Below are 11,712 nucleotides of genomic sequence, written 5' to 3'. Positions count from 1 at the left end.
AACGGGGATTACCCAAAACCAATGGAGAAAATCATGATCCACTTTTTTAACCAAGTATTACGCGTAGTTTTATTTAGTGTTTTGGTAACCGGTTCGGTGGCCACCTTCGCTGCTGATGGTACTTTTGAGATTGAGACCAAGGTGCCTGCAACTCTGAGCGGAAAACTGAGCTATGCCAGCATGAAATTTTGGGTCGAAGTATCAGGGAAAGATGCTGTGGAGCTATGGTTCAACGATGAGGATTACACTGCTCTAATGGAACTTGTGGGAACTCAAGTAGCATTTGATGGCTCTATGGTGACTTACACCAATGGGAGTGTCTATTTTCAGCCTAAGCTGGCAAACGCATCGGCTGGATTTACTGTACGCAAAAATGATGAATTGAACTTTGATGTGCTGCTCAATGGTGAGCTACTGACTCATCACGACAGTTATACTGGGGTTGATGTGGCCCACCAGTTTGCAATACCCGATGGTAAAGCCGCACTTCTTGAGCTTTTTAGTGGTGGGGTGGCGTGTCCTGTTCTCTATCAATTAGTCATTACCAGGAAAGACTCTCTGACGATGATGTCTGAGGTATTTGGCACTTGTAGTGATCAAGGCAAGCTCAGTTCCCATAGCAACAGTTTTACTCTCGAACTGCCCGGCAATCCTAGTGAGCGTTGGGTATGGGATATCAACAGCCTTATGCTACGTAAGGACTGACAACTGCCATTGAAAAAGCTTCATGAATAGTTCATAGATCAATTATGTTGGGGCATGAAAAATTCGGTGTTAAAATTGAATGGATTGGAAAGGTGCACTCCTGATGAGTGGGATAGATAGATGGTGTTTCGATATTTATAAGCATACATCATCGTATGAGATTTAACTTTTATAAATAATGTTCATATAAAAATGGAGCTTATATGTCAGAGATGGTTTTTTGTCGAGGGTGTGGTAAGGAAATTCACAAAACAGCAACATCATGTCCCCATTGTGGAGCAGTATATGGTGCAAGCAAGAGCCGGATTACTGCTGCTCTACTTGCTTTTTTCCTTGGTGGGATTGGTATTCACAAGTTTTACCTTGGCAAGGCCCTGCAAGGGTTTCTATATCTAATCTTTTGCTGGACGTTTATTCCGGCAGTCATCGCCTTCATTGAGTTCGTGATATACATCTGTATGTCTGATGAGAAGTTCGCAGAGAAGTACGCCAAAGTGTAGTCAGGGGGGAGTATCTGAGCCCGCTTGCGCGGCGGGCTTTTTAGGTTCAAGATTTGCCGTTGGCTATGTTCCGATTACGTGTTGCCCCAGTGCCTCATGCAAACACGCTTTGATATTTACGCCCCTTTCGTAACGTTCCAGCATCATGCGCCAACCTAGGTAGTTCTTCAGGTAGTGCGTAGCCACGCCATGGAACAGCTCCATCCACTCTGCCAGTGATTCGCTGGCCCGACACATGGCTCAAAAATTTTCGAGCATCACGGACAGGCACCTTTTGAACATGATTCATTTGGAAGGAAACCCCCGTACCGGAGTCAAGATGACGGTTCAGCGGAATGTAGTGTTATCTAGCCACCCCAGTTAGCCAAAATGACATGATGGGCTGCAGCATGAAATTATCGAGAAGCTTGCTGCGCTGTCAGCGTTTCGTGATGTAGCAAATAACCTACCGAGCAGTGTTGATAGCAGAGATACAGAGTAGATAGTAAGACAGATAGGGCCGAAGGCCCTCTCTTGCTTTGGGTAACTTGAGGAAGTCGTGGCAATGACCTGTCCAAGGGAGTGCTATCAAGGGGTAGGACAGCCAACACCTAATGGCATACTCACTGGCATACCAAAAATCACAGATACAAAAAAGCCCAACCGAATCAATCAGTTGGGCCATATAGATGGCGGAGGAGGTGGGATTTGAACCCACGGATGGTCGCCCATCGCCGGTTTTCAAGACCGGTGCATTCAGCCGCTCTGCCACCCCTCCGCAGCAGTGCGGCGAATATTACCATGCTGATCCGGCTTGTAAATCCCCGCTTGGTTCGATTGCTGGTTAATTGCGCGAAATGACATGAAAAAGTGGCAATCAGAGCGTATCAAGCGCTTTTTTAGCCAGATAACTTGACTTGAAAACAGACTCAACCACTATAGTGGCCTCTATCATATCCTCTGCAAGATAACGTTATGACTATTAAAAATGCCCTGTTTTGCGCGCTGGCTGGCGTGACCCTGCTGGCGACGCCGGTACATGCAAGCGAGCTGACCAAAAGCGATGTCGAGCAAATCGTTCGCGACTATCTGGTCAAGAATCCCGAGATCCTGGTCGAGATGTCCAATGCCCTGCGTGCCAAGCAGGAGAGCCAGCAGGCCGAGAGTGACAAGGCGCTGATCAAGGCTCACTCCAAGCAGCTTTATGCCAATCAGGATCCCGAGGTGGGGAATCCGAAGGCGTCGCTGACCATTGTGGAGTTTTTCGATTACAACTGCGGTTACTGCAAACGGGCCCATCCGCTGGTCAAGCAGCTGATGGCGGAAGACAAAGACATCCGGTACATCTACAAGCAGTTCCCCATTCTGAGCGAGTCCTCCTACTTCGCAGCCCGTGCTGCGCTGGCGGTCCAGCTGGGTCAGCCTGACAAATACCAGGCGTTCCACGAGAAGCTCTATAGCCATCAGGGCCCGCTCGCTGATGAAGCACAGGTCAAGCAGTTGGCTGTGGCGGCTGGTGTGGACTGGAGCAAGGTGGAGGCCAAGATCAAGGATGGCAGCATTGATCAGAACCTCGGTACCAACCGTGCCCTGGCTGAAGCGCTCGGTATCTCCGGTACCCCGGCCTTCATCATCGGTGATCAGATCCTGCGCGGTGCTCCCCGTGATCTGGCCAGCCTGAAGGGGTTTATCAAGGACGTGCGTGCCGGCAAGAGCATTCAATAAGCGGTTGTCATGGTCGAGGGCCCTGCGCCCCGGCCAGATACAGAAAGAGGGTCGGTATCACTACCGGCCCTCTTTTTTATTATGTCCTTTGGCACAAGTGGTCGTCGCGAAAGGACCATAACAACGTGCTCAGGACCCGGCCTGTTGGCCTCAGTAACAAGTATTAGCAGAGTCGTTCGGAGTCTATTGATAAATATTTCACCTTGCAGAGGCGTGTCGTGAGCATTGCTTAATTCCGGTCAAGATTTTTCCTGCTGCTTGCCTTAGAATCGCCGCCCGTTGCAGGAGAAACCCCTATGTTAGTTGATATTTTACGGCTGGTTTTTATAGCCGGAGGCCTCGTATTCATCTTTATGCTGGTGCAAGCTTGCTGGCGGAAGAAGCAGAGTGGATCCTTTGAGGCGACCCCCTTCTGGCCGGTGGCATTGATCGGTGGGATTGCCAACTTCCTCGATACCCTGGGGGTGGGCAGCTTTGCGGTAAAGACCGCCTGCTACAAGCAGTTCAAGCTGATCGATGATCGGGTGCTGCCGGGTACCCTAAATGGGCAGTGCGTGCTGCCAACCGTGACTCAGTCGCTGATCTTCGTCGGCGCAGTAGCAGTGGAGCCGCTGACGCTGATCAGCATGATGATGGCCGCCGCAGCGGGCGCAGCTTGGGGCGCTCGTCATGTGGCCTCGTTTGATCGGCAGACTATCCGGTTGGTGATGGCCATCTCCTTATTGGTCGTCGCAGGGCTTATCTTTGCCGGTCTGCTGGGTCTTTTCCCTGTAGGCGGCGATGCGATGGGGCTCAGCGGCTACAAGTTGGCGATCGCCCTGCTTGGCAATTTCATCTTCGGGGTGCTGATGAATGTCGGTATCGGCCTGTTTGCCCCCTGCATGACGTTGGTTTATCTGCTGGGGATGAATCCGCTGGCGGCGTTTCCCATCATGATGGGCTCCACCGCCGTGCTCAGCGTTTTCTCCGCAGGCACCTTTATCCGCAAAGGGGCATTCGATGCCAAAGCCGTGCTGGCGGTGGCCATCTTCGGTCCCATCGGTGTGGTGCTGGCTGCCATGCTGGTCAAATCCATGGATATGGAGATGCTGAAGTGGCTGGTTGCCTTTATCGTCATCTATACCTCCTGGACCATGTACGCCTCCTGGCGGGCGGCGCGTCGCTCCCCTGTGCAACTGGCGGTGGAGAGCGCAGGCTAGCCTGTACCAGTGCCGCTTCGGCCTTGGCCCCCAGAAAAACATAGAGGCCAAGCGCCAGCAGCAAACCCACCGCACACCCCATCACTCCGACCGCTGGCCAGAGCAGCTCGCTCTGGCCGAGCGAGCCTTTGAACAGCAGCAACAACCCCTCGATGGAGACCGCGATCAGAATGGCGGCGATAAAGCGGGTGATGGTGCGGCGAATGGCGCTGTGGCGGAAGATATCCTTATGCAACAGTACCTCCTCTTCCAGAATGGTCTTGCCCAGATCGAACACCGCCAGTGCCAGCGTCAGGAAGATGATGGCGCTAAAGGCGCCGAGCTGGTTCTGCCGCTCGCCGCACAATAGCTGGTAGAGCTGCTCCAGCCCGTGCCAGATCAGGGTGGCGACGATCAGAAACAGCGCCATGCTGAGCACCACATAGACCGCCTTGAACCAGGGCATGGCGCGGCGGCGCTCCCTGTCTCCCATCAACCAGCCAATCAGCTGATTCAGACAGACGGTGATCTCCCGTCCTTGCCCCTGCACAATAAGGTGCAGCCGGTTATGGGCCGCCGGTGCCGCAGGCTGGATGCACATCGGCCCCTGATAGTGGTCAATGCTGACCACAAAGGGATACCCCTTGAGCGAGGCAAGGGGAGCGCTGAGCAGCCCCTGCAGTAGCGGGGTCAGCTCCTCCTGATACTCCTGATAGCGCCGCAGCACATCGATGGGGCTCATCTCTGCCATATGGACCTCGGTGACGTGGGCTCTTGTGGTGAATGTGCAAATAGTGGGCCTGCTTTATGACAGGGATGGCGGGGTAAGTTGCACCAGAGAATGACAAATCGGTGGATGACGAGGGGGTAATGCACCAGAAATGGGCGTATTGCCGCCCTGTGTGGTGATGGAGTCTCTGTAATAGAAAAGGGCCCATGACGGGCCCTTTGCGACAACCAGCGGCGATTTAGCCAGCCAGCTTGGCGAAGCTGCGTTCGGCGGCGGCCAGAGTGTGTTCAATCTCCTTGTCGCCGTGAGCCAGCGACAGGAAGCCTGCCTCGTAGGCGCTCGGCGCCAGATAGACGCCCTCTTCGAGCATCAGGTGATAGAAGCGCTTGAAGCGTTTCATATCGCAGCGAGTAACCTGCTCGTAGCGGGTGATTTCGGGCTCCTCTGTGAAGAAGAAACCGAACATGCCACCCACATAGTTGATGGCGAGCGGGATACCGTGTTTGGCCGCGGCCGCTTTCAGCCCTTCTGCAACCCGCGCAGTTTTGTCGCTCAGCTGCTCATAGAGGCCTGGTTCCAGCAGCAGATCCAGCATGGTCAGACCGGCCGCCATGGCCACCGGGTTACCGGAGAGGGTGCCTGCCTGATAGACAGGGCCGGTCGGGGCTATGTATTGCATCACCTTCTTTTTGCCGCCGAAGGCGCCGACAGGCATGCCGGCACCGATGATCTTGCCGAGGGTGGTGAGATCCGGGTCGATGTTGTAGTGGCCCTGGGCACCGCGCAGGGAGACGCGGAAGCCGGTCATCACCTCGTCCAGGATCAGCAGGGCACCGAACTCGTCACAGATGGCGCGCAGCCCTTCCAGGAAGCCGGGTACCGGCGGGATGCAGTTCATGTTGCCTGCGACCGGCTCGACGATGATACAGGCGATCTCGCTGCCGTACTGGGTGAAGGCTTCACGCACCGACTCCAGATCGTTGAACACACAGGTCAGGGTGTGTTTGGCGAAATCGGCTGGGACGCCCGGGCTGTTGGGCTGACCCAGGGTCAGGGCGCCGGAACCTGCCTTGACCAGCAGGGAGTCGGCGTGGCCGTGGTAGCAACCCTCGAATTTGACGATCTTGTCGCGGCCGGTGTAGCCACGGGCCAGACGGATGGCACTCATGGTGGCTTCGGTGCCGGAGTTCACCATTCGCACCTGCTCCATAGAGGGGACGATCTGGCGCACTTTCTCGGCCATCAGCACTTCGATCTCGGTCGGCGCACCGTAGCTCAGCCCTTTCTCAACGGCCTTGATGACGGCGGCCTTGATGGCCGGGTGGTTGTGACCCAGCAGCATGGGGCCCCAGGAGCCGATGTAATCCACGTAGGCCTGACCATCCACATCATAGAGATAGGCGCCATCGGCGTGATCGATGAAGCGGGGCGTGCCGCCGACCCCATTGAAGGCGCGGACCGGTGAGTTGACGCCACCCGGAATGGTCTGGCGGGCCTGTTCAAACAGCTGATCTGATTTTGACATGGATCATCCTTAATGGGATTTTGGTCGTCACACAAGGGATTGCAGCCGATTGAGACTCGGCAGGCCGGAGCATCAGGAGTATGCTTTGCGCTCTCGCCACCCGGACTCTCGGTCTGCTCCCGTGACAAAAATTTAACGGGCCGACTATAGCAGAAAGCCCCAGCCCTGGGCAGCCGAGCAACGCGCCGGGTGATCCTGATCTCAGCTAGCTGACGATATGGTTTTTCCAAGTTGGTGTAACAAGATGGCGCAACAAGCTCTCTCCTCTGAAGCCGATACCTCTTCGCGGGGGCCGCTTTCCCGCATTATCCGGCAAGACAAGATGCCCTTGCTGGTTCTGTTGCTGGCGGCGCTGGTCGGTACCCTGGCCGGACTGGTGTGCGGCCTGTTCGAATCGGGAGTCCACTGGCTGGCAGAACAACGTATCGCCTTGCTGGCCGACCGTCCCTGGTGGCAGCTCGGTCTGCTTGGCTTTGGCTTCAGCGCCTTGCTGGGATTTGTCGGTTACTTCCTCACTCATACCTTTGCCCCGGAAGCGGGCGGCTCCGGCATTCCCGAGATCGAGGGGGCGATGGACGATCTGCGCCCGGTGCGGTGGTGGCGAGTGTTGCCGGTCAAGTTCTTCGGCGGCATCTGTACCCTGAGCTCCGGCATGGTGCTGGGGCGGGAGGGACCTTCGGTACAGATCGGCGGCAACCTCGGCAAGATGGTGGCGGATATCTTCCGGCTGCCCAAGGAGCATGGCCATGCCCTGTTGGCCGCCGGAGCGGCGGGCGGTCTGGCGGCAGCCTTCAATGCGCCGTTGGCAGGCATCCTGTTCGTGATGGAGGAGATGCGACCGCAATTCCGCTACTCCTTTCTGGCCATCAAGGCGGTGGGGATCTCCGCCATCATGGCGACCTTGATGTTGCAGAACATGAAAGGGCAGGGGGCGGTGATCACTCTGCCCCACTACGATGCGCCAGCCCTCAAGGCGCTCTGGCTGTTCCTCTTTATGGGGGCCACCTTCGGGGTGCTCGGTTTTGTTTTCAACAAGCTGGTGCTGGCCTGTCAGGATGGCTATCTGGCGTTGCACCAGAACAAGCGCCACCGTTTTGTGGCCATCGGCATGCTGGTCGCCGGAACGTTTGGGGTGCTGTCGCTGTTTGCCCCCTCGGTGACGGGGGGCGGCACCGAGCTTATTCCACATCTGATGGGGGATGAGTTTGCGATGGCGACCCTGTTCCTCATCTTTTCGGTGCGGCTGGTCGCAACCCTCATCTGCTTCTGCTCCGGTGCCCCGGGCGGGGTGTTTGCGCCGACCCTGGCATTGGGCACCCTGTTTGGCGTGGTGTTCGGCCATCTGTTTCATGCGGCGTTTCCGGAGCTTGGCATCGAGCCCGGCGCCTTTGCCATCGCCGGAATGGGGGCTCTCTTTGCTGCCACCGTGCGCGCCCCCATCACGGGTATCGTGCTGGTCACCGAGATGACCGACAACTATCAGCTGATCTTGCCGATGATGATCACCACAGTCGGTGCGACTCTGGTTGCCCAGTGGCTGGGTGGCCGACCGATCTATTCCCAGATCCTGGAGCGAACTTTACGGCTCGCCGCGCGTCAAAAGCGGGGTGATGGCAGCGCCACGGCCAGTTAATTTTTCCCTTTATCGCCTGTGACCCCGGTCCGGGCGGTATAGTGAAGGGAGAGGCGCTGCCTTAAATGGCGTGATAACGGGATGAGGGGCTATGTCCAATCTATTGAAGTTATTGGTCGTGTTAGCCGTTGGCGGGCTCATTGGTTACTTTGTCGGTAACCGTCAGGAGCTGGCCCAGAGCAGTCTGTTGGTGGTACAGCAGGAGACGCTGGATCGTCAGGGCAAGGCCATCGGCCAGCTCAAGACCGAATTGGGGGTGAAAGATACCCAGCTGGCGACCCAGAAAGCGGCCTTCGAGCAGTTGCAGACCACCCTGAAGAGTCAGGAGGCGCAGGTGCAGGAGCTCAAACGCCAGCTGGCCTTTTTCGAGCGGATAATGCGCCCCACCGGCGAACAGGTGGGGGTAGTGATCGACAACCTGACCCTGCAGGAGACCAGCATTCCCGGTCGCTACCACTATCGTCTCGCCCTGACCCAGCCCGCCAAGAAGCGGGAGCTATTTCGTGGTCAGGTGCAGATCCGGGTCGAGGGGAGTCTGGCTGACAAGCCGAAGACGCTAACCGGCCGCGATCTCGGGATGAAAGTGAGCGAGTGGCGTTATGCCCTGCGTTATTTCCAGCTGCTGGAAGGGAATTGGCAGTTGCCGGAAGGCTTTGTGCCGGATCGGATCCGTGTCACCATCAACAAGGATGGCAGGCAACCGGCGCAAGAGCTGCTGGTTGAGTGGGGCGAGGTGATCAAGCCGCTGGTCGCCGCACCGCCTGCTCCGGTTCCCGCTGCCGGTTAAACGTGGTGAATACTTGAACTGAATGGTCGGGTATTGGATAATTTCGCGGTTTCCATGTTTGTGGATCTAATGGTTGTGAGGTCAGTAATGAGTGCAGTAGCAGAAGCCCCGCTGCCCATCCAGATGACGGATGCGGCGGCCAACAAGGTGAAGAACCTGATCACCGAGGAAGAGAATCCCGAGCTGAAGCTGCGGGTATACATCACGGGTGGGGGCTGCTCCGGTTTCCAGTATGGCTTTACCTTTGATGAGAAGATCAACGACGGGGACACCGTAGTCGAGAAGAATGGCGTCACCATGGTGATCGATCCCATGAGCCTGCAATATCTAGTAGGCGGCAGTGTGGATTACACCGAGGGTCTGGAAGGTTCACGCTTCACCGTGACCAACCCCAATGCCACCACGACCTGTGGCTGTGGCTCCAGCTTCTCCATCTGATCGGCGTATCGGTCTGATGAAACGGCTCTCGGCAACGAGGGCTGTTTTTGTTTGTGGTGATCAGTTAGCTCCATCAAACAGCATTTCTCTGAAACAACAAAGGCGCCTCGATGGCGCCTTTGTTGTTTGCTGGATGGCTTAGCGGGAGCTTGCCGCCGCGACCAGCGGGATCCGGTTCACTGCCTTGCCCATGTAGGCGAGGGTGATGGTCACAATGATGCAGGTGAAGCTCAGCCACATGTAGGGCAGGTAGTCGAGGGTTGCCACCCCCAGAACCCCGGCCATGAAGATGCCGTTGTCGCTCCAGGGCACCATGCCGCAGGTGAGGGTGCCGCCAAACTCGGCGTTGCGAGAAAGGTTCTTGCGCGCCAGTCCCAGTCGGTCGTAGTTCTTGGCCATGATCTTGGGGGTCAGGATCAGCGACACATACATTGCTGAGCCGAACACGTTGGCCAGAAACGCAGTGCCGATGGTGTGGCTGGTCAGGCTGCCGACGCTGTTGATGCGCTTCTCGAAGGCGCTGGCGATCACTTCCAGAATACCGACCTTCTCCAGCAGGCCGCCAAACCCGAGACCGAAGATGATGACTGCGACCGAGCCCAGCATGGACTCCATGCCACCGCGACCGAGAATGTTGTCGATAAAGTCGATGCCGGAGGTAATGGCAAACGGACTATAAGCCGAGTGCATTGCCTTGACCGGCTCCATGCCCTGGAAGGCGATGGCCCAGATCAGGCCCAGCAGGGCGCCGAAGCTGATCACCGGGAAGGCGGGCTTGCGATTGGCCAACAGGCCCAGTACCAGCACCACCGGTACTATGGCCAGTGGGGTAATGTTGAACTGGTTGTCGAGCGCCTCCATCACCAGATTGACCTGCTCCAGGCTGACGTTGCCCGAATACTGCATGCCCACTACGGTGAATAGCACGGCAGTGATGACATAGGAGAGCAGGCTGATGGGCAGCATCCCCTTGATATGTTCCACCACGTCGACGTTGGACATGGTCGAAGCCAGCACTACTGAGTCGGAGAGCGGAGAGAGCTTGTCACCGAAGTAGACGCCGGAGAGCACGGCACCGGCTACCAGCGGCGCAGGCACGCCGAGGCTGTGGCCGATCCCCATCATGGCGATGCCGGCCGTGGCAGCAGAGCCCCAGGAAGTGCCGGTGGCCAGCGAGGTCAGGGAGCAGATGATCAGGGTTGCCAGCAGGAAGATGGACGGGTGGATCACCTTGAGGCCGAAATAGATGATGCTGGGAACAATGCCGCCGGCAATCCAGGTGCCGACCAGGGCACCGACGGAGACCAGGATCAGGATGGCCCCCATTCCCTTGGCAACGCCGTCAACGGCAGCCTGCTCCAGGGATTTGTAATCGTGGCCGAGTTTGATGCCAAGCCCCATGATGACGAACCAGGCGATGAACAGCGCCAGCTGGATCGGCAGACCGAGCACGCTGGTGAACGAGAATGCCAGGGCCAGGAAAATGGCCAGACAGGCAAATACCTGTGCCATGCCCGGTAGTCGGATGTGGTTTTGTTGGTTTTGCATAGATACTTCCTAAACTCTTGCTCGCCAAGGTCACTCCCTCTCGTCCTGTGGATACATCGATCCCGAGGAGGCAACCCAAAAAGAGGCCGCAATCTACCACAAACCCGGCGGGTTAAAGCCCCATCAAATTGGCAAAAATGCACATTTGATTGAAAAAATCACAAATTAGTTGATCTCATAACCTGTTTTTGAGCGGCCTGTTGACACAAAGGGTCACATACGAAACTTACCCGTGACGCCACTTGCATCCCCAGTAGATGAAGATGATAATTATTATCAATTGTTGGTTGGGGAGAAAACAATGCGCTGGATATTGCGGGGGATGATGTTGCTGGTGGCGGTGGCCGTACTCGCATGGGGTCAGGATAAAGAGTACGGCACCTGGAGTGCCGGTTTTCTGCTGGCTGCCTGGGTGATGCTGGAGCCCGGATTGCGGCCCGCCTTGATCTTGCTGCCAGTGGCCGGGTTGACCGGTATCGTCACCCTGCTCTGGCAGCAGCCCTGGTTATGAGCTTTTGACGGGAGCCTGCTTGATCTTCTGCTGCGCCACCTTGAGCGATTCGACCACCAGCTTCTCCATTTCGGTACGCTTGGCGTCGGTCAGGAAGTAGATCATGTCGACATTGTGGCGAATATAGTGGGCCGGAAGCTGGTTGAGGGTAAGGCAGCAGAGGTCGGCCATCTGATCGCTGTTGAGCTTTTGCTGCAGCCCCTGTTTCTCAATCTCCTTGAGCACCAGATGTTCGTAAAAGTTGTGAATGTCGGTATCCAGTATCATATGCGTTCCTTGGCATGACGATGAGCGGGGAGTCGTCAAAAGCATAGCCATAACAAGGAGTAAAAACAAAAGGCCCATCACTTTCGTGATGGGCCTTTTGCATAATGAATGGTGCGAAGAGAGGGACTCGAACCCTCACATCCGTGGGACACTAACACCTGAAGCTAGCGCGTCTACCAATTCCGC

At 56.4% G+C, this 11,712-nt stretch carries 12 protein-coding genes, 1 tRNA gene and 1 pseudogene; 8 read left to right on the top strand and 6 right to left on the bottom strand.

Features of this window, described 5'->3' with window-relative positions:
* Positions 1-33: 33 nt before the first annotated feature.
* A complete protein-coding gene (locus tag OKC43_RS20595; RefSeq protein ID WP_232091567.1) occupies positions 34-705 on the top strand; it encodes a hypothetical protein in 672 nt (223 codons plus the stop codon).
* 203 nt (positions 706-908) lie between these two features.
* Positions 909-1,205, top strand: a complete 297-nt coding sequence (locus OKC43_RS20590; protein ID WP_139442931.1) for a TM2 domain-containing protein — start codon at positions 909-911, stop codon at positions 1,203-1,205.
* A 63-nt stretch (positions 1,206-1,268) separates the two neighbouring features.
* Here the strand turns inward: OKC43_RS20590 and OKC43_RS20585 are convergent.
* Positions 1,269-1,421, bottom strand: a pseudogene (locus OKC43_RS20585) (IS1595 family transposase); the annotation flags it as partial.
* Between the two features lie 453 nt (positions 1,422-1,874).
* Positions 1,875-1,962, bottom strand: a tRNA-Ser gene (locus OKC43_RS20580).
* Between the two features lie 197 nt (positions 1,963-2,159).
* Here OKC43_RS20580 and OKC43_RS20575 point away from each other — a divergent pair.
* Both OKC43_RS20575 and OKC43_RS20570 read left to right on the top strand, forming a co-directional pair.
* Positions 2,160-2,909, top strand: a complete 750-nt coding sequence (locus tag OKC43_RS20575) for a DsbA family protein (protein WP_236272816.1) — start codon at positions 2,160-2,162, stop codon at positions 2,907-2,909.
* 296 nt (positions 2,910-3,205) lie between these two features.
* On the top strand, positions 3,206-4,108 hold the full coding sequence (locus tag OKC43_RS20570) for a sulfite exporter TauE/SafE family protein (RefSeq protein WP_204478078.1): 903 nt from the start codon (positions 3,206-3,208) through the stop codon (positions 4,106-4,108).
* On the opposite strand, the gene OKC43_RS20565 is transcribed toward OKC43_RS20570, so the two are convergent.
* Together OKC43_RS20565 and hemL are read right to left on the bottom strand one after the other, a co-directional pair.
* Positions 4,023-4,838, bottom strand: a complete 816-nt coding sequence (locus OKC43_RS20565) for a hypothetical protein (protein WP_236272815.1) — start codon at positions 4,836-4,838, stop codon at positions 4,023-4,025. The two genes, OKC43_RS20570 and OKC43_RS20565, sit on opposite strands and share 86 nt — an antisense overlap.
* A gap of 217 nt (positions 4,839-5,055) precedes the next feature.
* Positions 5,056-6,342: a glutamate-1-semialdehyde 2,1-aminomutase gene (gene hemL, locus OKC43_RS20560; protein ID WP_236272814.1), complete on the bottom strand. Its 1,287-nt coding sequence runs from the start codon at positions 6,340-6,342 to the stop codon at positions 5,056-5,058.
* 244 nt (positions 6,343-6,586) lie between these two features.
* Between hemL and clcA the strand changes: the two genes are divergently transcribed.
* The 3 genes from clcA (at position 6,587) to erpA (ending at position 9,200) form a co-directional block, all read left to right on the top strand.
* A complete protein-coding gene (clcA, locus tag OKC43_RS20555) occupies positions 6,587-7,975 on the top strand; it encodes a H(+)/Cl(-) exchange transporter ClcA (RefSeq protein ID WP_101531562.1) in 1,389 nt (462 codons plus the stop codon).
* A gap of 91 nt (positions 7,976-8,066) precedes the next feature.
* The gene (locus tag OKC43_RS20550) at positions 8,067-8,762 is read left to right on the top strand and encodes a DUF6776 family protein (protein WP_005343032.1); all 696 of its coding nucleotides are present in this window, start codon (positions 8,067-8,069) and stop codon (positions 8,760-8,762) included.
* Positions 8,763-8,849: 87 nt separating this feature from the next.
* Positions 8,850-9,200, top strand: a complete 351-nt coding sequence (gene erpA, locus OKC43_RS20545) for an iron-sulfur cluster insertion protein ErpA (protein ID WP_005340225.1) — start codon at positions 8,850-8,852, stop codon at positions 9,198-9,200.
* Between the two features lie 138 nt (positions 9,201-9,338).
* Here the strand turns inward: erpA and nhaC are convergent, their stop codons facing one another.
* Positions 9,339-10,748, bottom strand: a complete 1,410-nt coding sequence (gene nhaC / locus OKC43_RS20540; RefSeq protein ID WP_236272813.1) for a Na+/H+ antiporter NhaC — start codon at positions 10,746-10,748, stop codon at positions 9,339-9,341.
* Positions 10,749-11,049: 301 nt separating this feature from the next.
* Here nhaC and OKC43_RS20535 point away from each other — a divergent pair, with 301 nt between their 5' ends.
* A complete protein-coding gene (locus OKC43_RS20535; RefSeq protein ID WP_005357820.1) occupies positions 11,050-11,259 on the top strand; it encodes a hypothetical protein in 210 nt (69 codons plus the stop codon).
* Here OKC43_RS20535 and OKC43_RS20530 read toward each other — a convergent pair.
* Positions 11,254-11,526 carry a late competence development ComFB family protein gene (locus tag OKC43_RS20530; protein ID WP_005343036.1) on the bottom strand — a complete coding sequence of 91 codons (273 nt, stop codon included), beginning with the start codon at positions 11,524-11,526 and terminating at the stop codon, positions 11,254-11,256. The genes OKC43_RS20535 and OKC43_RS20530 overlap by 6 nt on opposite strands.
* Positions 11,527-11,712 lie beyond the last annotated feature (186 nt).

This window comes from Aeromonas sp. Y289-2 (assembly GCF_027705925.1).
GTDB classification, from domain to species: Bacteria; Pseudomonadota; Gammaproteobacteria; order Enterobacterales; family Aeromonadaceae; genus Aeromonas; species Aeromonas veronii.
Note: the sequence above shows the minus strand (reverse complement) of the source record. Positions and strands in the feature narration are given on the sequence as shown.